The organism is Pseudomonas versuta (genome assembly GCF_001294575.1).
GTDB classification, from domain to species: Bacteria; Pseudomonadota; Gammaproteobacteria; order Pseudomonadales; family Pseudomonadaceae; genus Aquipseudomonas; species Aquipseudomonas versuta.
Genome location: NZ_CP012676.1, coordinates 3,810,233 through 3,829,667, shown reverse-complemented (window position 1 = coordinate 3,829,667; position 19,435 = coordinate 3,810,233). Strand labels below are relative to the sequence as shown.

At 59.2% G+C, this 19,435-nt stretch carries 17 protein-coding genes; 16 read left to right on the top strand and 1 reads right to left on the bottom strand.

The features are described 5' to 3' along the window. Positions 1-72 precede the first annotated feature (72 nt). The 13 genes from AOC04_RS17210 to AOC04_RS17150 all read left to right on the top strand — a co-directional run bounded on the left by AOC04_RS17210 (position 73) and on the right by AOC04_RS17150 (position 15,477). Complete coding sequence (locus tag AOC04_RS17210; RefSeq protein ID WP_060695465.1) at positions 73-1,095, top strand: ATP-grasp domain-containing protein; 1,023 nt, start codon at positions 73-75, stop codon at positions 1,093-1,095. 97 nt (positions 1,096-1,192) lie between these two features. Further along, positions 1,193-2,329: a phosphoribosyltransferase domain-containing protein gene (locus tag AOC04_RS17205; protein WP_060695462.1), complete on the top strand. Its 1,137-nt coding sequence runs from the start codon at positions 1,193-1,195 to the stop codon at positions 2,327-2,329. Beyond that, complete coding sequence (locus AOC04_RS17200; RefSeq protein ID WP_060695460.1) at positions 2,319-3,077, top strand: HAD family hydrolase; 759 nt, start codon at positions 2,319-2,321, stop codon at positions 3,075-3,077. The genes AOC04_RS17205 and AOC04_RS17200 overlap by 11 nt, the downstream gene beginning before the upstream one ends. Beyond that, on the top strand, positions 3,070-4,164 hold the full coding sequence (locus AOC04_RS17195; RefSeq protein WP_060695458.1) for a cysteine protease StiP domain-containing protein: 1,095 nt from the start codon (positions 3,070-3,072) through the stop codon (positions 4,162-4,164). The genes AOC04_RS17200 and AOC04_RS17195 overlap by 8 nt, the downstream gene beginning before the upstream one ends. Continuing rightward, positions 4,164-5,123 carry an HpcH/HpaI aldolase/citrate lyase family protein gene (locus AOC04_RS17190; RefSeq protein WP_060695456.1) on the top strand — a complete coding sequence of 320 codons (960 nt, stop codon included), beginning with the start codon at positions 4,164-4,166 and terminating at the stop codon, positions 5,121-5,123. The genes AOC04_RS17195 and AOC04_RS17190 overlap by 1 nt, the downstream gene beginning before the upstream one ends. Beyond that, a complete protein-coding gene (locus tag AOC04_RS17185; protein ID WP_060695454.1) occupies positions 5,120-5,794 on the top strand; it encodes an HAD family hydrolase in 675 nt (224 codons plus the stop codon). The genes AOC04_RS17190 and AOC04_RS17185 overlap by 4 nt, the downstream gene beginning before the upstream one ends. A gap of 73 nt (positions 5,795-5,867) precedes the next feature. Beyond that, positions 5,868-6,458: a TerD family protein gene (locus AOC04_RS17180; RefSeq protein ID WP_060695452.1), complete on the top strand. Its 591-nt coding sequence runs from the start codon at positions 5,868-5,870 to the stop codon at positions 6,456-6,458. Further along, positions 6,455-7,642, top strand: coding sequence for a TerD family protein (locus AOC04_RS17175; protein WP_060695451.1), 1,188 nt, complete (start codon positions 6,455-6,457; stop codon positions 7,640-7,642). The genes AOC04_RS17180 and AOC04_RS17175 overlap by 4 nt, the downstream gene beginning before the upstream one ends. 66 nt (positions 7,643-7,708) lie before the next feature. Next, positions 7,709-8,158, top strand: a complete 450-nt coding sequence (locus tag AOC04_RS17170; protein WP_060695449.1) for a tellurite resistance TerB family protein — start codon at positions 7,709-7,711, stop codon at positions 8,156-8,158. A gap of 7 nt (positions 8,159-8,165) precedes the next feature. After that, complete coding sequence (locus AOC04_RS17165; RefSeq protein WP_060695447.1) at positions 8,166-9,209, top strand: TerC/Alx family metal homeostasis membrane protein; 1,044 nt, start codon at positions 8,166-8,168, stop codon at positions 9,207-9,209. A 26-nt stretch (positions 9,210-9,235) separates the two neighbouring features. Further along, positions 9,236-9,811: a TerD family protein gene (locus tag AOC04_RS17160; protein WP_060695445.1), complete on the top strand. Its 576-nt coding sequence runs from the start codon at positions 9,236-9,238 to the stop codon at positions 9,809-9,811. A 37-nt stretch (positions 9,812-9,848) separates the two neighbouring features. Further along, positions 9,849-10,427, top strand: a complete 579-nt coding sequence (locus AOC04_RS17155; RefSeq protein ID WP_060695443.1) for a TerD family protein — start codon at positions 9,849-9,851, stop codon at positions 10,425-10,427. A gap of 361 nt (positions 10,428-10,788) precedes the next feature. Then, positions 10,789-15,477, top strand: a complete 4,689-nt coding sequence (locus tag AOC04_RS17150) for an AAA domain-containing protein (protein ID WP_060695441.1) — start codon at positions 10,789-10,791, stop codon at positions 15,475-15,477. 22 nt (positions 15,478-15,499) lie between these two features. On the opposite strand, the gene AOC04_RS17145 is transcribed toward AOC04_RS17150, so the two are convergent. After that, positions 15,500-16,126, bottom strand: coding sequence for a LysE family translocator (locus tag AOC04_RS17145; protein ID WP_060695439.1), 627 nt, complete (start codon positions 16,124-16,126; stop codon positions 15,500-15,502). Between the two features lie 136 nt (positions 16,127-16,262). On the opposite strand from AOC04_RS17145, the gene AOC04_RS17140 reads away from it, so the two are divergent. The 3 genes from AOC04_RS17140 to AOC04_RS17130 all read left to right on the top strand — a co-directional run bounded on the left by AOC04_RS17140 (position 16,263) and on the right by AOC04_RS17130 (position 19,428). Further along, positions 16,263-16,745 carry an Lrp/AsnC family transcriptional regulator gene (locus AOC04_RS17140; protein WP_003439435.1) on the top strand — a complete coding sequence of 161 codons (483 nt, stop codon included), beginning with the start codon at positions 16,263-16,265 and terminating at the stop codon, positions 16,743-16,745. Positions 16,746-17,040: 295 nt separating this feature from the next. After that, a complete protein-coding gene (locus AOC04_RS17135; protein WP_060695437.1) occupies positions 17,041-17,919 on the top strand; it encodes a helix-turn-helix domain-containing protein in 879 nt (292 codons plus the stop codon). 150 nt (positions 17,920-18,069) lie between these two features. Then, on the top strand, positions 18,070-19,428 hold the full coding sequence (locus tag AOC04_RS17130) for a glutamine synthetase family protein (RefSeq protein ID WP_060695435.1): 1,359 nt from the start codon (positions 18,070-18,072) through the stop codon (positions 19,426-19,428). Positions 19,429-19,435: the final 7 nt, after the last annotated feature.

Genomic DNA, 19,435 nt, shown 5'->3' with positions numbered 1-19,435 from the left:
GCATCTGCTGGCCCCATCCGCTAGACTCCCGCGCTTAACGTGTGTTTCCTCCCTCTGTAGCAAAGGATGTTCATGATCTGGTTTCTTGAAGGGCAATCCAGCCAGCGCGATGTGATTGCCGGCGCGCGCGCGGCACTGCCCGATGCGGTGCGGGTTTTCGCCTCGCACCGACAAAATCGCCCTGAAATAACCGGACTGGCCGATGTCGCCTGGCGTGAGCCGCAGGACAATCAAGAACGCATTGCCTGGGTCATTGAGCAGGCCCGCAGCCATCAGATCAAGGTGGTGCTGGCCGGGCGCGCGGGTCAAGTGTATGAAGCCCATCGCGGTGAATTCGAGGCCGCGGGGCTGCAGCTGGTCACGGGCGCTCTGGATCTGGACACCTTTGAGCGGGTCGACGACAAGTCGGTATTCACCCGTCAGGCGCTGGCCGCAGGGCTGGCGTGCATTCCGGCGGTTACCGTGCACAATCAGGCCGAGCTGCAAGAGGCCTACGCCCGGTTGTCCCTTGATGGCCAGGTGTGTGTGAAACCGACACGCGGCATTTATGGTCAGGGCTTCTGGCGCCTGGGCGATGATGTCGATCCATTTCGCAGCTTTGCCAATGCCGATGCCCATGAAGTGAACGCGGCGGTGTTTGCCCGGGCCTATGGCCAATCCGTTGAGCCCAAACCATTGCTGGTCATGCCATACATGCCCGGCAGCGAGGTGTCGGTGGATATGGTGTGCGAGGCGGGCAACGCGGTGGCGTATGTGGGGCGGCGCAAACAGGGCCTGATGCAGTCATTCGAATGCGACGGTGCTGCCGTCGAACTGGCACTGCGGGCCGCCCGGCATTTCAGGTGCGACGGCATCGTTAACGTACAAACCCGCGATGACGCCGAAGGCAATCCGCATCTGCTGGAGATCAATCTGCGTTATTCCGGCGGCATCGGATATACCCGTGAAGCGGGGATTAACCTGCCCGGTATCTTTGCCGCCCGTCGCTTGGGGCTGCCCGAGCCGGTCGGTGTCTGGCGCGAGAATATTCAGGTCAAGGCCATCACGGTCGTCGTTCCGGTTAGCGGGGAGACTCTGGTAAACCGGCTGAGCTGACTTCGGGCATCTTCAGTAACCATTTTTTACTTGTCCCAAGCCCCGGACTCCCAGATCGTCCCTCACTTTTTACGTATTTGCAGGTAGTAAAACATTGATGAACAGCGGTAACCCCATGACCGGAGCCAAGGCTTTGCACGCAAACCTTAAACGCGGTCGACTGGACGTTGAGGTCAATGCATCGACCTTTGATCCACAGGCACTTTTCAGTTTTGCCGAGCGCCGCAATCCCAAGCGCGCTTTTTTGTTTGTTTCCCGTGTGCTCGGTCGGCATATCCCGGCCCGTCCGTCGTTGATGGCCGCAAGCTTTAACGCGCTGGCAGCTAAGATCCCTGCCGACCTGCCGGGCCCCGTGCTGGTGATCGGCATGGCTGAAACTGCCGTGGGGCTTGGTGCAGGTGTGCACCGTGCCCTGAGCCGTACCCGTGATGACAGCTTGTACCTGTGCAGCAGCCGCCACCCGACCGGTGGCGAACTGTTTACCCGTTTTGAGGAAGAGCACAGCCACGCCAGCTCGCATTTGCTGCACCTGCCACAGGATGCCAAGACCCGCGAGATGATGCTGACAGCCCGTTCGCTGGTACTGGTGGACGACGAAGCGTCGACCGGCAATACCTTTATCAACCTGAGCAAGGCCCTTGCCGACGCCGGTCTCGATTCCATTGAGCGGATCGTCACGGCCACCCTGACCGACTGGTCCGGGGATGCGGTGCGCAAGGCGATGGGCGATCACGTCAGCAGCGTGTCGTTGCTCGACGGTAGCTACACCTTCACCGAAGACCCCGCCGCAGAGCTGCCGGACATGCCTGAAGTAGGCAGTGTTGCCCAAGGCGACTGGCCTCTGGACCCGAATCGCGACTGGGCCCGCATGGGGGTGCGTGAACACCTCGATACGCTGGCGCCCGGCTTGCAGGTTTCGCCCGGAGAGCGGGTATTGGTCATAGGCACCAGCGAGTACGTCTGGCGTCCGTTCCTGTTGGCCGAGCGCCTGGAGCGAGCCGGTGCCGATGTGCACTTCAGTTCCACCAGCCGTTCGCCGATTGCGTTGGGGCATGCCATCGATCATGCGCTGTCGTTCTGCGACAACTATGGTCTGGGCATTCCCAACTTCCTGTACAACGTCGCCCCCGGCCAGTTCGACCGGGTGCTGATTTGTACTGAAACCCCGGCGGCGGCGGTCGATCCGGCGTTGATCAGCGCATTGAATGCACAGGTGATTGTTGATGAGCGTTAATCGTCCGCTGGTGTTCGTTGATCTGGACGACACCTTGTTTCAGACCGCCCGCAAAATGGGCGACGAGCCACGCTTCCCGGCGACGCTGGATGTGGACGGTGAGCCCAACGGCTTTATGAGCGCGACGCAGAAAAGCTTTGTCGAATGGCTGCTGGCCACTGCCGATGTGGTTCCGGTAACCGCTCGCAGCATCGAGGCCTATCAACGGGTGCAATTGCCATTCGTCCACGGTGCGGTGTGTGCCCACGGCGGGGTAATTCTCAATCCTGATGGTTCGCTGGATCCGCTCTGGCATGCGCATATGTGCGATGAGTTGGCGCTGGAGCAAACCCGTCTGCACCAGTTGAGCGAGCAAACCCTGGCCATTGGCGCCGAGTTGGGGTTTTCCCTGCGTGGCTGGGTGGTTGAAGAGCAAGGCCTGGCCAATTACGTGGTTACCAAGCACAACAACGAAACCGATGATGCACTGCTCAGCGTGCTGGCCGTGGTCAAGGCGCGCGGTTTGCTGGACGGGCTGTACGTGCACGGCAACGGTAACAACCTGGCGTTCCTGCCGGTGGCGCTGCAAAAGCGCGCCGCGGTACGTGAATGGGTGCGGCGCGATCAGGCGATCAACGGTAAACGGCCGTTGCTGGGCTTTGGCGACAGTGTCTCGGACATGGGCTTCATGACCGAGTGCGATTGGTGGGGTACGCCCAAGCGGGGCCAGTTGGCCAGCCATGTATTGGCGAGTCTCAGCCATGAGTAATGCTTTCGAAGGGCTGCAAACGGTCGGCAGTGGCAGTTATGCCGCGGATGACGTGCATTTTCTGCTCCGCACGATGCAGATTGAAGTCACCGATGTGCAGGAAAAAGAGCGCCTGATCCAGACCCGCCAGCGGCACTACTCGGAAATGATCAGCCAGGAACATCCGCCTTCCGAGACCCATAAAAGCTTGTACCGGCTGGCGCTGGCGCAAAATGGCGCGCGCATGGCGGCAGATGTGCAGGCACTGGCCCAGGCACTGGACCAGCGCTACAACGGCCCGACGATTGCGCTGGTGTCGTTTGTGCGGGCCGGGTTGCCGCTGGGCGTGTTGTTGCGTCGCGCGCTGGTCGAGGCGGGGCGCGATGCCCGGCATTACGGGATCAGCATTATTCGTGATCGCGGAATCGACAACGTCGCACTCGAAGCTATCATCAAGACCCACGGCGCCGAGAACATCGTGTTTGTGGATGGCTGGACCGGCAAAGGTGCGATCAGCGGGCAAATCCGCGACAGCCTGGCGGGTGATTCGCGGTTCCCGGCCGATCCGCGGCTGGTCGTGCTGGCCGACCCTTGCGGGCGTGCCTGGCTGGCGGCTTCGGCGGAAGACTGGTTGATCCCTTCGGGCATTCTGGGGGCGACAGTGTCGGGCCTTGTTTCCCGTTCTATCTGGCCGCAAGACCCCGGCCTGCATGGTTGCGTGGTGTATGACCATCTGGCCGGCCACGACGTGACTCAAGACTTTATCCACAGCATCGAAGCCGAGCGCGCGCAACTGGCGCCCCGGGCAGCCGCCCAGCCCTGGACACCGGAGCAGGCGCAAGTGTTGCAACACTCAGCCGTGGCTGCGGTCGAACGTATCTCGACACGGTTTGCAGTGAGTAACCCTAACCGCGTCAAACCGGGCATCGCCGAGGCCACGCGCGCGGTCATGCGTCGGGTGCCGGATCACGTGCTGGTGCGCAGTCGCGACGATCAGGATGTTCAATTGCTGCTGCACCTTACAAGGCAGGCGAACATCGAGGTCGAAGAAGTCGGTGAAGAGTTGGGGCCGTATCGCGCCGTCACTGTAATAAGGAGTGTTCGCTGATGATCAAACATTCCGCCTATGCCTTGGGCGCCACTCTTTATATGCCGGCCACCCGTCCCGATATTCTGGATGTGGTCATGGGGCAAAAGCTCCAGGGCTTGCGCTCGCTGGTGGTGTGCCTTGAAGACGCAGTGGCCGAGACCGACGTGCAGCAGGGGCTCAACAATCTGAGAAATCTGTTGCTGGGGATCGAGGCACGCGGGGCCCGTCCGTCCGGCGGCCCGATCCTGTTTGTTCGTCCCCGGGATGCGGCGATGGCGGCGGTGCTGAATGAATGGTCGTTGATGCGCCACGTCGACGGTTTTGTCGTGCCCAAACTGCGCCTGAGCAACATCCGCGAGTGGGAACAGGCGGTCACTCGCAGCGAATTGATGCTGATGCCAACCCTGGAGACACCCGAGGTGTATGACCCGGGAGCCATGGTCGAACTGCGCAGTGCAATGCTTGAGCAATTGCCGGGGCGCATCATCGCCTTGCGCATAGGAGGCAACGATTTGATGGGGTGTCTGGGCTTGCGTCGTAGCCCGGCGCTGACCCTTTACAGCACGCCCATGAGCTATGTAATCCCGATGCTGTGCGGGGTGATGGGCTCCGCCGGTTTCGCCCTTACGGCCCCGGTATTTGAACAACTCAATAGCCCGCAGTTGCTGGAGCAGGAACTGGCGCTTGACATGGCCCACGGGCTGGTGGGTAAAACCGCAATTCATCCGTCGCAAATTGCAGTTATCCACAGGGCGTTGCAAGTCAGCCTTGAAGATCTCAACAGCGCACGCCACATATTGAGTGAGGCGGCGCCTGCGGTGTTCAAGTTCAACGACGCCATGTGCGAACCTGCGACCCATTACAAATGGGCGCAAACAATTATTGAGCGAGCACATTGGCAAGGGGTTCGCCCCGAAACCGGCTGCTCGCCGGACACTTTTGGAGGCAGCCTGCGATTGGCTGAATTAGTGGGTTGAACGACGTTTTGAATACATCAGGCCAAGGCAAACAGATTCTGTCCGCGTTCGATTTCGATGGCACGCTGACCTATCACGATACGTTTGTGCCGTTTTTGCGCTTTGCCTTTGGCAACCGGCTGTTCGCCATGCGCTTGCTGCGCATGATTCCATCGACCCTTAGTTACTTGCTGGGGCAGATATCGCGTAATGACTTGAAGGAAAAGCTGATTACGGTCTATCTGACCGGTGCCAAAGAGGCTTGGGTGAAGGAGCGCGCTGAAGCATTTTGTGACGTTTCGTGGCAGCGTCTAATGCGCCCTTTGGGCTTAACATCTGTCGCCGCCCAGCTGGAGCAAGGGGCCACGGTGACTATTTGTTCGGCGTCCCCTGAGCTGGTGCTCGCGCCTTTCGCCAAAAAACTGGGTATCGGCCTGATCGGAACCCGACTGGCCTCAGTCGACGGCGTTCTGACAGGTGAGATCGACGGTATCAACTGTCGTTGCGAACAAAAGGTCATTCGCCTGGAAGCCAGGTACGGACCTCTGGATCAATACACATTGCGCGCCTGGGGTGACACCCGGGGCGATGAACAAATGCTCGGAGCCGCTCAGGAACCACATTGGCGCGAATTTCATGCGCTGTGGCGTCGCAAGCGGCCACTTGATGTGTGCTTGCGCGAAGAGCTGTAAGCAAGGCGTAAGCAAAGCACGTCAATAATCAGCACCAACCTATCGTGCTTCAGTGCAGACAAGGAGACGCTTCATGGCCATTTCGCTATCCAAGAACCAAACCATTTCTCTCGAGAAAGAAGCCGGAACCGGTCTTAAGAAAATCCGCATGGGCCTGGGATGGGACCCGGTCAAGCCGAGCGGCTTTTTTGCCAAATTGCTCAACAGCGATACCGCCATCGATCTGGACGCTTCATGCATCCTGCTCGACAGTGCCAGGCAACCGCTGGATCTGGTGTGGTTCCGCCAGCTCAAATCCACTGACGGCTCCATCGTTCACTCCGGCGACAACCGCACGGGTGAGGGCGATGGCGACGATGAGTCGATTCTGGTCAACCTTGAACAGCTGCCGGCGGGCGTCAGGCATCTGGTGTTCACCGTTAACTCGTTCACCGGGCAAAACTTCGAGGCCGTAGAAAATGCCTACTGCCGCATTGTTGATGAGCTGACCGGCAAAGAACTGGCGCGCTTCAACCTTTCAGACAAGGGTCGTCATACCGGCGTGGTCATGGCTTACCTCAGCCGCACGTCTGCGGGCTGGGACCTGACGGCCATCGGCACGGTTGCCAACGGTCGCACAGCACAGGACCTGAGCAACGAAGCCGCCAGTGCGGTGCGCCCATGAGTACTCTGACTCCAGGCGCAAACACCGCCGTGACCACAGGCACCCCGAGCGTGACCATCACCTATACCCCGGTGCCGGGTGCCGATCTGGACGTATCCGCCTTCCTGCTTAATGAGTCGGGCAAGGTACGTGGTGACAATGACATGTGCTTCTTCGGCCAGCAGAGTGTCAACAACGGCGCCGTAAAACTGGTGGAGTCCGCACCGGGGCGCAGCGTGTTCAGCCTCAATCTGGACATCATTGACGCGGCCATCGATAAAGTTGCACTGACCGCGACCATCTACGAGAACAAGGCCAGATTCGACGCGTTCCCGCAGCTTAATGTGTCTGTGACCGGCGGCATTGAAGCCCCGATCCCGACGGTGGGCATGCAGGAAAGCGCGTTGATCCTCGGCGAGTTTTATCGCCGCCAGGGGGCGTGGAAGTTCCGCTGCGTAGCCCAGGGTTTTGCCGGTGGTCTGGCGCCTTTGGCCCAGCACTTCGGCGTTGATATTGCAGCGCCAGCTCCTGCAGCAGCGCCCGCACCAGTGATTGCACCACCAGTTGCCCCTGCCCCGGCATCCAGGGTCAACCTGTCGAAGATCACCCTCGACAAGCAGCGTCCTTCGATCAGCCTGGACAAAAAGGACGGTGATTTTGGCGAGATCAAGATCAACCTCAACTGGAACCGCACCACGCCGAGCGGCGGCGGTGGTTTCTTTGCCTCGCTGCGCGGCAAGTCGGGCGGTATCGACCTCGATGTAGGCTGCCTGTACGAAATGGAAAACGGGCGCAAGGGTGCCGTTCAGGCCCTGGGCAATGCGTTTGGCGATTTCCGCGACGAGCCGTTCATTCAATTGATGGGCGACGACCGGACCGGCTCCGTGAGCGACGGCGAGTGGTTGCGCATCAACGGCAAGGAGTGGCGCAAGATGCGGCGCGTGCTGGTGTACGCATTCATCTATGAGGGCGCCCCGAACTGGCAGGCCACCGATGGCGTAATTACTCTGTACATCCCGGGCGAGCCGCCAATTGAAGTGCGTCTGAGCGAAGAGGGCGGCACCAAGGGCATGTGCGCCATTGCCTTGCTCGAAAACGTCGGTGGCAGCGTCAAGGTCAACCGCAAGGTCGAGTTTTTCAAAGGGCACTCGGACATGGACAAAGCATTTGGCTGGGGCATGCGCTGGGCTGCCGGGTCCAAATGAGCGTTATGTAATTGGCCGCCGGCCGAGGCCGGCGGCACTCACTCAATTTCTGACAAGGTGAATCCAATGCTCGAATGGCTGAAAACCAATGCAACCGCTGCCCGTGACAAGCTTTCGGCGGAAGTCAGCAAATTCAAGAACCGCGAGTTCATGGAAGCCGTGGTTTCCGGATGCGCGCTGGTGGCTGCTGCCGACGGCAACATCAGCAGCGACGAGAAGCAGAAGATGGTCGGGTTCATCCAGAACTCCAATGAGTTGAAGGCTTTTGACGTCAAAGACGTGATCAAGTCCTTCAATGAGGTCTGTGCCAAGTTTGAGTTTGATCAGCAGATCGGTCGCGCAGAAGCCCTGAAGTCGATCGGTCAGTTGCGTAAAAAAGAAGATGCTGCCCGTCTGCTGGTGCGTGTTTGCTGCGCAATCGGCAGTGCCGACGGCAACTTCGATGAAAGTGAGCGGGCTGCTTGCCGCACTATCTGCAATGAGCTGGGGTTGAACCCTGGCGATTTTGATCTCTGAGGACATCATGGAAAACACGGCAATTGGCTTTCCGCCAACTACCATCGCTGTATTTGTGGCGTTAGCGGTCATTGCTCTGGCAATCGACCTGTTCACCCACAAAAGCGATAAACCGGTCACGCTGACCAACGCCGCCGTCTGGTCGGTGTTCTGGGTGCTGATCTCGCTCGCATTTGCGGGTTACCTGTACTACGCCCACGGCCCAAGTGTGGCCAGCCTGTTCGTGACCGGTTATGCGCTGGAAAAAGTGCTCAGCGTCGACAACCTGTTCGTGTTCATGGCGATCTTTGCCTGGTTCAAGGTGCCAGATGCGCTGCGTCACCGCGTTCTGTACTGGGGCATCATCGGTGCCATCGTCTTCCGCCTGATCTTTGTGGCAATCGGTACTGGCCTGCTGGCGTTCGGTCCCTGGGTCGAAGTGCTGTTTGCGGTGGTTGTGGCCTGGACCGCAATCATGATGTTGCGCAGCAAGGAAGAGGACGAAGAGGAGGATTACTCCAAGCACATGGCCTACCGCTTTGCGCAAAAACTGTTCCCGGTCTGGCCGAAGCTGCACGGACATAATTTCTTTGTTTCGCGCAAAGAGCTTGAAAAAGAGATCACGAAGCCGCAGAACAAGGGAATGAGCCTGGCTGCCAAAGGCACCTTGTTCGCGACACCGTTGTTTCTGTGTGTGGTAGTGGTCGAGGTATCGGACATCCTGTTCGCCTTCGACTCCGTACCTGCAGTGATCGCAGTGAGCCGTGAACCGTTGATCGTGTATTCGGCCATGATGTTCGCCATTCTTGGCCTGCGGACCATGTACTTCGTTCTCGAAGCGCTGAAGCGCTACCTGGTTCACCTGGAAAAATCGGTTATCGCGCTGTTGTTCTTTATCGCCGGCAAGCTGGCCTTGAACGCAACCGACCACCTGTTTGGCCATGGCTATGAAATTGATCCAAACACCAGCCTGATCGTGGTGTTGGTGGTACTGGCCATCGGTGTTGTGGCCAGCATCATGTTTCCCGGTAAAGAAGAGCCATCCGACGTTAAAAACGATACGAACGCTTGATCGCACATTACTAAGGAGAATTACACATGGCACTTTCCCTTTCCAAAGGTGGCAACCTGTCCCTGTCCAAAGAAGCTCCGGGGATGACTAAAGTCCTCGTGGGTCTGGGCTGGGATGCTCGCTCCACCGATGGTCAAGACTTCGACCTGGATGCGAGCGCTTTCTTGCTCAAGGCTGACGGCAAAGTACGCGCTGACTCCGATTTCATTTTCTACAACCAGCTCAAAAGCACCGACGGCTCGGTTGAGCACACCGGCGATAACCGCACCGGTGAAGGCGACGGCGACGACGAGGCGATCAAGATCGACCTGTCCAAAGTGCCTGCCGAGATCGACAAGATCGCGATCACTGTGACCATCCACGAAGCCGACGCTCGTAAGCAGAACTTTGGTCAGGTGCGTAATGCCTTCATCCGTCTGGTCAATCAGGACAACAACAACGAAGTTGTTCGCTATGACCTCGCAGAAGATGCCAGCACCCAAACCGCAATGATCTTTGCCGAGCTGTATCGCAATGGCGCCGAGTGGAAATTCCGCGCAGTAGGCCAGGGCTTCAACGGTGGCCTCAAGCCATTGGCTGAAAGCTTCGGCCTGAAGTTTTAATCGACCCATTCATCTTTTTATATAAGGGTTCACGAACATGGCAGTAAGTCTGAGCAAGGGCGGCAACGTCTCCCTGACCAAAGAAGCACCTGGCCTGACAGAAGTTATTGTTGGCCTGGGCTGGGATCCTCGCGTCACTGACGGTACCGAGTTCGACCTCGACGCCTCGGTGTTCATTGTTGGCGAGAGCGGCAAAGTGCTGAACGACGGCAGCTTTGTGTTCTACAACAACAAGACCTCACCGGACGGCAACGTCGTGCACCAGGGCGACAACCGCTCCGGTGCTGGCGAGGGTGACGATGAGCAAATCAACGTCAACCTGGCGGGCCTGGCACAAGAAGCCAAGAAACTGGCTTTCGCCGTGACCATCCATGAGGCTGATGGCCGCAAGCAGAACTTCGGTCAGGTATCGAACGCTTACATCCGCGTACTGAACAAGGCGGATAACAAAGAGCTGGCACGTTTTGACCTGAGCGAAGACGCCTCCACCGAGACCGCTATGGTCTTCGGCGAGTTGTATCGCAATGGCGAAGAGTGGAAGTTCAAGGCAATCGGCCAGGGTTTTGCAGGCGGTCTGGCACCGTTGGCATCGAACTTTGGCGTTAACCTGGGCTAAACCCCAGCGTTATGCAAAAGGCCCTCCCCGGTTTCGGGGAGGGCCTTTTTTATGCCTGAACCTCCTATAGGAGCAAGCTTGCTCGCGAGCTTTTTTAACAAAGATCGCGAGCAAGCTCGCTCCTACAGGAGTGGTGCTATCAGCCGCGCCAGGCGCAGGGGTGAGGCGGGCATGACGGACGACCTTATTTGGAATAAGCGGGCCGTGCTGTATAGCGAGCAGTTTTTACAAAATGATGTATCTGAATACAACCTGAACCTCTGTATCGTGTCGCCACTTGTGAGTTTTTCACCTTTTTTGGCGCCTTCAGGTTTTTTTCAGTCACTACCGCGCCCTCTCATCGAAGTGGTTCAGCCCCGACATGGATACAGTACGTGCACGTCTCGCCAGTCTGATTGAGTTCGTCAAACAGACCGCGCTCATGCAAAAGCGCCCCGCGTTAACCGTCAGCCAGCACAACACATTCAGTGCCAGTGAAGAAAAACTGCGCTCATTACCGGGTGTCAGTCTGGATGTTCACGTGGGCGATGAAGATGAAATCTGGCTTCGGCTCGAGCGTTTGCACGAGACCCGGCCACCTGCGCCGCTCAGCCCGTTGCTGGGGGTGTGGATTGAGCTCAAGGGCACGCCGCAAGTCGAGCCTGCGCTCAAACATCGGGTGGCGCGCGAGGCGTTGCGCGCCAGTGGCGTCCTGACTGAACCCGCAACGCTCACCGGCACCCCGGGCAGTGAAGAGCCCGTGGAGGATGAGTGGATCAATCTGGAAGACTGCCTGGAAGCCGGTGAGATCAAGGCTCAGCTCAAGTCCTACAGTCAGACTGCCTGGCGAATGTGGGCGCAAGAAGAAAAGCAGCGGCGCAAAAGTATCGAGCTCTACGCTGAACTGTTTTTGCTGGTGCAGCAGATGCAGGGCAACCTGGGGGACGCACAGCTGGAGCTGGTGTGGGGCATGGGCGTTTCGACGTGGGAACATCCCGAGGTCGGCGTCATCCACTACCCGCTGATCAGTCAACTGGTCGAGATCGACATCAACCCGGACAGCATGGCGCTCGAAGTGCGCCCGCGGGTCGCCGAGCCGCGTCTTGAAGTGGACGCCTATGTGGCCGCTGATATTGCCGGGGTCGGTGCCCTGGACAAGCTGGCCAAGGATTTTTTCAAGAAGGACCAGGCGGGAATCAGCCCGTTCAACCCTTCCAGCTACGACCCGGTGATCCGTTCGGCATCGTCATTGCTCGATGCCCAGGGGCAGTTCTTGCCGATGACAATTGCCGACGGGGACCGCTCTGTGCCCAAGGCTGCCGAGCACTTGTGCGTCACTGATACCTGGACCCTGTTTGCCCGCGCCCGCGACAGCAATATGTTTATTGAGGACCTGGGCCGCTTTGACGCCGGGATCGAGGACCTCGATCATTTGCCGCCTGCATTGCAGGCGATTTTGACCGAGCCTTCAAACGTGCTTGAGGAGGTGGTTCTGCCGCCGTTTCGCGGCTTGTCCTATGTCAGCGGCACCCAGGGTACGGACGCAGCCGCGTCAAAAGTGCACGAACTGTACTTCCCCAAACCCTACAACGACGAGCAAGTACAAATCATCCAGTTGCTGGAGGTGCACGACGGAGTTGTGGTGCAAGGCCCGCCCGGCACCGGCAAGACCCACACCATCGCCAACGTCATCAGTCATTACCTGGCTAATGGCAAGCGGGTGCTGGTGACCTCCATGAAGGATCCGGCGCTGGCCGTGTTGCAGGACAAACTCCCCGAAGACATTCGTCCGCTGGCGATCAGTTTGCTGAGCAGCGAAGCGGACGGCATGAAGCAGTTCGAGTTCGCGATCCAGAAGATTTCGGCTGAGGTTCAGCGCATTGACCGGGCGCTGTACAAGCGCGAAATCGGCCAGATTGATGACGAAATCAACACGCTCCACGGTCAGATATCCGCCGTTGATCGTGAAATCACCCAGTGGGCCGAGCGTAATCTTTCAGAGCTGGAAATCGACGGTGAACGTCTGAGCCCCACCCATGCCGCGTTACAGGTGGCCGCTGCCCAGGACGAAATAAACCGCTTTGCTGACCGGCTCGGCATCGGCGCAGAACATCGTGCGCTGTTTACCCTGCAAGACATCATCGCCTTGCGCGAGGCGCGGCTTGAGCTCAAGGATGCGCTGTCTTATCTGGGGCAAAAAGTGCCGCAACTGGCCGATTTTCCGGATGCGCAGACATTGATTCAGGTCCATCAGGATCTGGCGCAGGAAAGCCAGTTGCAACACAAGGAAAGCATCGGCGAAGTGCCGCGACTGCTGGACTGCAGTGGGCCGACCCTGGAGCAGGCCCAGGCCTTGCTCGAACACATCGGCCACTTGCAGGCCTTGCGCACCGCTATCACGGCTGCGCAACAGGGCTGGGTGCCCGCCATGCAGGCCTGGTTGATGCGCAACGGCAACAGTGATGTGCTGGCGCTTTTTGACAGCCTGAAGGTCGAAATCGAGGACACCCTCGCCGGGCGCAAAGCCTTTGTGGCACGACCGGTGAGCCTGCCGTTCGAGCTGCACACCCAGCCCGAGGTACTGGCCGCCATCGATAACCTGGCCCAGGGGCGCCGTCCATTCGGGTTGTCCGGCCTGATCGGCAAGGGCAGCCAAAAGCAGTTGCTGGACACCATCGTGGTGCTCGGCAGCAAGCCGCAAAGCGAGCAGGACTGGGCACATGTGCAAGGCTTCGTGCACTTTCAGCTGCACAGTCGCACCTTGCTGCTGCGCTGGAACGCGCTGGCCGCCGAAATGCCGCTTCCGGTGTTCGAGGCCGATGCCGAGCAACTGCCGGCGGCTGCCCGGGCGATTGAGCAGTTCGACGATATTGTGCGCGCCGAACGTTGGCAAACCCGTGCTCAGACCGAACTGCGCCAGCTGCTCCCGGAGTGGCCACAGGTGAACAACCTGCGCACTGACGAGGCGGTACTGGGCCAGGGTGAAAGCATTTTGCGTCATCACCTGATGCGCCAGCGGCTGGCAGCCACCTGGGTAATCAAGGAAACCTTTAACAAGGCACTGGCCGGTTGTGGCGGTGCAGTGAGCGAACGCTTGCAAGGGTTTCTGGACTTGAGCCTTGGCCAGCCGGGCGTACAAGTGGCTGAGATACAGGTGCAGTGGTCCGCGCTGATGGACCAGTTGCGCGGCGTCCTGGCGCTCAAGGACGCCCTCAATACGGTGCAGCAGGTGACCGCGGTTATTGCCCAAAGCGGGGGCCTGATCTGGGCTGCCCGGTTACGTGAAGAACCGTGCACCGGGCCGGTGGATGCCTTGCTCCCGGATAACTGCCTGGAGATATGGCGCCTGAGCCGGCTGGCCAGTTACCTGGACAGCATCGACGGGCGCGAAGATCTCAAGCGGCTATTTAAATTGCGCGCAGAGCTGGAGCTGAGCCTGTCGCGCCTGTATCAGGATGCGGTGGTCAAGCGGACCTGGCTGCGACTGTCAGAAAACGCTACCCCCAGCGTCAGGGCTGCGCTGGAGCTGTACCGCACGGCCATTCGCAAGATTGGCAAGGGCACCGGCGTGCGGGCCGGTCGTTATAGACAGGATGCGCGACTGGCTGCCGATGTGGCGATTTCGGCGATCCCGTGCTGGATCATGCCGCACTACCGGATCTGCGAGAGCCTGCCAGCGCAGTACGGTGCGTTCGACCTTGTGATTATCGACGAAGCCTCGCAATCCGACCTGAGCGCGCTACCGGCCCTGTTGCGGGCCAAAAAAGTGCTGGTAGTAGGCGACGACAAACAGGTTTCCCCTGACGGTATCGGCATGGAAGAGGAGCGGGTGCAGAACATGATGACGCGCTTTTTGGGCAATCAAGTCGGGCTCTACCGACCGTTGATGTCACCTGAGCGTTCGCTGTACGACCTGTTCAAAGTGGTGTTTGCCAAGAGCGGTACCATGCTGCGCGAGCACTTTCGCTGTGTGGCGCCGATCATCGAGTATTCCAAGCGCGAATTTTATAACCACGAACTCAAGCCTCTGCGCCTGCCGCTGATGACCGAGCGTCTGGACCCGCCGCTCATTGATCTGCTGGTCATGGACGGGATGAAAAAGGGCAAGTTGAACCTCGGTGAAGCCAATGTGATTGTCGAGGAGATCCGTCGTTTGATCGACCTGCCACAGATCGCCGGGCGCAGTATCGGCGTGGTCTCGCTACTGGGGGCAGAGCAAGCGCAAACCATCATGCAAATACTGACCCGGGAGCTGGGCGAAGAAGTCATCACCCGGTTCCAGATCAGCTGTGGCGATGCACGTACTTTCCAGGGCAAGGAGCGCGACGTGATGTTCCTTTCGCTGGTCGCTTCCCCCGGCGACTGTTTTGCCAACAGCCGCGACTCGATTGCCCAGCGTTTCAACGTGGCGGCGTCCCGGGCGCGGGACCGCATGTACCTGGTGCGCAGTGTCGAGCTGACCGACCTCAGTGCGGTCGACGCTTTGCGCCGTGGTCTGATTGAGCACTTCGAAACGCCCTTTACTCAGGATGCCGAACAGGTCAGCGATTTGCGCGAGTTGTGCGAGTCCGGTTTTGAACGCGACATGTACGATGAACTGACCCGGCGCGGCTACCGAGTGATTCCGCAGGTCGGCGTTGGCGCGTACCGCATAGACATGGTGGTCGAAGGCGACAACGACAGTCGCCTGGCAATCGAGTGTGACGGCGACCGCTTCCACGGCCCCGACCGCTGGGACAGCGACATGCGCCGCCAGCGCATTCTGGAACGTGCCGGGTGGCGTTTCTGGCGCTGTTTTGCATCGGCCTTCACCCTCAATCGGCAGCTGATTATTGATGACCTGCTGAGCACCTTGAAGGCAATGAATATCGAACCGTGCAGTGGTGAAGGCGCAGCCCCGAGCATTCATGTCGAGCGGCGTCAGGTGTATGGATTCCAGCGCGCCGGCGGGGAGGGTGCAGTGCGCCCTTACGACCATCGTCCGGCCAAAGATCCGTTCCTGTTCTGGGTGCCGGATGGTCCGGCAACCATTGATCCCCAACCGGACCTGTCTGCCCCGCAGATGGCCTGATCAAAGCCATGCGCGCCCGGCGTCAGGCGGCCTGAACCAGCATGGCCGCTGCGGCGCCGAGCATGATGATCGCTGCACCTCTGAACAGGCCTTGTTGGGCCCGCGGGCTGGCGAGGACATGGCGGATACGTACCGCACCGAGCACAAACAGGCCGCCGACCATAAATAAAACAGCAATGGTCAGCGGCACCAGCATGACGCCCCAGACTTGCAGGGACACCGCCTGCAGGTTGATCACCAGCGGCAGTAGCGCCAGATAGAAGGCAATGGTTTTCGGGTTGCCCAGGGTGATGGTCAGGCCTGAGAGCCAGGCGCTGAACAGTTCCTGCCTGTTCAGCGGTTGGCCCACCGTGACCGGCTGGGGTTTTGCCTTCCAGAACTGCCAGGCCAGATAAGCCAGATACAGCGCAGCGCAGCCGCGTACCAGGACAAACAGGGCATCGAAGTGCCGGGCGACCAGGCTCAGGCCAAACACCGCGAACGATAAATAAATCAAATCCCCCAGAATCAACCCAAGCAGCAAACTGAAGCCGGGCAAGGCCCCGCCGCTCACACTGCGGGCTACCAGTGCCGCCATGCCGGGCCCGGGGATAGCCGCGGCAACAGCCAGGGCGGCGGTGTAAGTGAGTACCTGAGAAAATTCAAGCATGATCCTGGGGTGTCCTTGCGAGGTTTTTTGTAGGAGTAAGGATATTCCTCAAGTGCTGGATAATTTTGTCTATTCAGGTTGTGGGTCTGCTGAATGTGAGTCAGATTTACCGGTAAAAATGCACAGGGAGGTATTTATGACCGAGCAGACGTTAAGCGCAATCGACGCCCGAATTCTCGCGGCCTTGCAGCAGGATGGGCGCACCACCAATCAGACCCTGGCCGATGGCATCGGCATGTCGGCTTCGCCTTGCTGGCGCCGGGTGCGCCAGCTTGAAGAGCACAAAGTGATTCAGGGCTACCGCGCGGTACTGGACCGCCGCAAGATCGGGCTGGGGGTGCTGGTGTTTGTGCGGGTCACCATTGATCGCCACAGCGAAGTCGAAGCCCGCAAGTTCGAGCAGGAAGTCATGGCCCTCGAAGACGTGGTGGCTTGCTACAGCATTGGTGGCGACGCGGACTTTCTGTTGCAAGTGGTCTCGCGTGACCTGGACACCTTTGCCGACTTTGCCATGTCGGTCATCCGGCGCCTGACGGGAATCAAAGAGATGCAGAGCATGTTCGTACTCAAGGAAATCAAGCCGTTCGTGGCCTGGCCGGTCAAAGGCCCAAAAGCGTGACCGCGATGCAGGCGCCGCGGTTTTACTCTAGGGCCCGCACAGCCAATCGCCGGCAAGCCAGGCTCCCACAAGAGGCATTCGGGCTCACAGCCCCCCTGTAGGAGCGGGCTTGCCCGCGATGCAGGCGCCGCGGTTTTGCTCTAAAACCCGCACAGGCAATCCCTGAAAGTCAGATCCCCACATGACCTCTTTGGGTGTTTCTTTACTGATGGGCATTAGGCTAAGGTGCGCCAATAATAATTATTACTGGCAGTGTCCCGATGGCGTGTACCCGGGCACAAGGAAGGAAAGCCGTATGCAGATTCAATCCCACGACACGGCGGATGTGGATCAGCAATTGGTCATTGCGGGCTGGCAGGAGCATTACCAGCAGATGTCTGCAGGCTGTTTCCATGGTGCAGTGGTGCACATGGAACTCAATGGCATTGAAGCCTATGAAGAGCGCATGAACACGCGCATCGAACAGCATTTTCACGCGCCTGCAGACTCCCTGGTGTTTAGTTTCGATACGCGTAACGGCTCGCTGTATCTGCTTAACGAAGACACACAAAACACCTGGATCACCCCCGAGAACTATCAGGAAGTCGGGGTCGTGATCGGCCCCCGGTATTTAAACCGGCTCGATAACCTGAACAACATGGACGGCCTGTTTCTGACGCAGTTGGTGTCCCAGCAAAGCCAGGTCTTTGGCCGTTGGTTGAGCCGTACATTGCAGCAACTGGCATCCCGGCACCCGCCCCAAGTGGAGGAAGGGCTGGCGCAGCAGCTGGTCGACGATTGCCTGTATATCCTCGACTGCCCCAGCCAGGCACCGGACCGCACCCGCCAGCGCCACCTTGCCCATGACCGGCGGCTGATTCAGCGGGTTTTTGATCTGGTCATGGCCTGCCCCCAGGAACACCTGGATGTGCTGCATCTGGCCAAGGCTGTCGGCGTTTCGGTACGCCAGTTGCAGCACAGCTTCACTTCTTTTGCCGGGGTTTCGCCCAGCCAGTGGCAACGCTTGCGACGGCTGAATTTCGCGCGCCGGGATTTGTTGCGTTGCACCCCGGGCGACACCCGGGTGGCTGAAATCGCCATGCGCTGGTCATTCTGGCACCTGGGGCGCTTCTCCCAGTCCTATCGCAGTCTGTTTGGCGAATTGCCCAGCCAGACTTTGCTGCGCCCCCGCTAAGTCCGCCTGAATGTTATTGGCGCCCCAAAATGGGGCGTGAATAAAAGCGCAAATCGGATAGAAGCCCCCCGTCTCACGATTGCACTATCGCCTTGCAGCATGGAACTGAGTCGTCATGTGGCGCTCAGTCAAATTTCTGTAAGAGGCGTTATGAAAGGCAATCTGGATCGACTCAGCCATTGGCTAAAAGAAAACAAAATCACCGAAGTTGAGTGCCTCATCTCTGATTTAAGTGGCATTGCCCGGGGCAAAATATCGCCGACCAACAAGTTCCTCAACGAGCAAGGCATGCGCCTGCCGGAGAGCGTCCTGTTGCAGACCGTTACCGGAGACTACGTCGAAGACGATATTTACTACGAGCTGCTGGACGCGGCCGATATCGACATGCATTGCCGCCCGGACCAGGACGCAGTGTTTATCGTGCCCTGGGCCACCGAGCCCACTGCCCAGGTGATTCACGACACCTATGACAAACAGGGCAACGCGATAGAGCTGTCGCCGCGCAACCTGCTGAAAAAGGTTCTGAGCCTCTATACCGCACGCGGCTGGAAACCGATCGTGGCGCCGGAAATGGAGTTCTACCTGACCCAGCGCAGCCCTGATCCGGACTATCCGTTGAAACCCCCGGTCGGCCGTTCGGGCCGCCAGGAGACCGGGCGCCAGTCTTATTCGATCGAGGCCACCAACGAATTCGATCCGCTGTTTGAAGACATGTATGACTGGAGCGAGGCCCAGGGGCTGGATCTGGACACGCTGATTCACGAAGAAGGCACAGCCCAGATGGAAATCAACTTCCGTCATGGTGCCGCCCTGTCCCTGGCCGACCAGATCATTATCTTCAAAAGAACCATGCGCGAAGCAGCGCTCAAGCATGACGTCAGCGCCACGTTCATGGCCAAGCCGATGACCGGCGAGCCGGGCAGCGCCATGCACGTCCACCAGAGCGTGGTTGATCTGGAGACCGGAGTCTCGGTGTTCTCCAATCCCGATGGCAGCATGAGCGAGCTGTTCATGCACCACATTGGAGGCCTGCAAAAATACATCCCCGAAACCCTGCCGCTGTTCGCCCCCAACGTGAATTCGTTTCGTCGATTCCTGCCCGATACCTCGGCCCCGGTGAACGTGGAGTGGGGCGAAGAAAACCGCACCGTCGGCCTGCGCGTGCCGGACTCCGACCCGCAGAACCGCCGGGTAGAGAACCGCTTGGCCGGCGCCGATGCCAATCCCTACCTGGCCCTGGCCGCCAGTTTGCTCTGCGGCTACGCGGGCATGGTCGAGGGTATCGAACCGAGCGCGCCTGTAGTCGGCCGCGGCTATGAACGGCGCAACCTGCGCCTGCCGCTGACTCTGGAGGCTGCGCTGGAATGCATGGAGCAGTCGGGCATGGCCAAAAAATATCTGGGTGAGCGTTTCACCAAGGGCTTTGTGGCGGTCAAGCGCGTCGAGCACGAGAACTACAAGCAGGTCATCAGCTCTTGGGAACGCGAGTTCCTGCTGTTTAGCGTGTAGGCGGTAC

Bases quoted from the DNA above. Each gene is read 5' to 3' on its own strand.
- AOC04_RS17155 (WP_060695443.1), top strand. From the start codon at position 9,849: ATGGCAGTAAGTCTGAGCAAGGGCGGCAACGTCTCCCTGACCAAAGAA.
- AOC04_RS17200 (WP_060695460.1), top strand. From the start codon at position 2,319: ATGAGCGTTAATCGTCCGCTGGTGTTCGTTGATCTGGACGACACCTTG.
- AOC04_RS17190 (WP_060695456.1), top strand. From the start codon at position 4,164: ATGATCAAACATTCCGCCTATGCCTTGGGCGCCACTCTTTATATGCCG.
- AOC04_RS17165 (WP_060695447.1), top strand. From the start codon at position 8,166: ATGGAAAACACGGCAATTGGCTTTCCGCCAACTACCATCGCTGTATTT.
- AOC04_RS17160 (WP_060695445.1), top strand. From the start codon at position 9,236: ATGGCACTTTCCCTTTCCAAAGGTGGCAACCTGTCCCTGTCCAAAGAA.
- AOC04_RS17170 (WP_060695449.1), top strand. From the start codon at position 7,709: ATGCTCGAATGGCTGAAAACCAATGCAACCGCTGCCCGTGACAAGCTT.
- AOC04_RS17175 (WP_060695451.1), top strand. From the start codon at position 6,455: ATGAGTACTCTGACTCCAGGCGCAAACACCGCCGTGACCACAGGCACC.
- AOC04_RS17205 (WP_060695462.1), top strand. From the start codon at position 1,193: ATGAACAGCGGTAACCCCATGACCGGAGCCAAGGCTTTGCACGCAAAC.
- AOC04_RS17135 (WP_060695437.1), top strand. From the start codon at position 17,041: ATGCAGATTCAATCCCACGACACGGCGGATGTGGATCAGCAATTGGTC.
- AOC04_RS17150 (WP_060695441.1), top strand. From the start codon at position 10,789: ATGGATACAGTACGTGCACGTCTCGCCAGTCTGATTGAGTTCGTCAAA.
- AOC04_RS17145 (WP_060695439.1), bottom strand. From the start codon at position 16,126: ATGCTTGAATTTTCTCAGGTACTCACTTACACCGCCGCCCTGGCTGTT.
- AOC04_RS17130 (WP_060695435.1), top strand. From the start codon at position 18,070: ATGAAAGGCAATCTGGATCGACTCAGCCATTGGCTAAAAGAAAACAAA.
- AOC04_RS17140 (WP_003439435.1), top strand. From the start codon at position 16,263: ATGACCGAGCAGACGTTAAGCGCAATCGACGCCCGAATTCTCGCGGCC.
- AOC04_RS17195 (WP_060695458.1), top strand. From the start codon at position 3,070: ATGAGTAATGCTTTCGAAGGGCTGCAAACGGTCGGCAGTGGCAGTTAT.
- AOC04_RS17180 (WP_060695452.1), top strand. From the start codon at position 5,868: ATGGCCATTTCGCTATCCAAGAACCAAACCATTTCTCTCGAGAAAGAA.
- AOC04_RS17210 (WP_060695465.1), top strand. From the start codon at position 73: ATGATCTGGTTTCTTGAAGGGCAATCCAGCCAGCGCGATGTGATTGCC.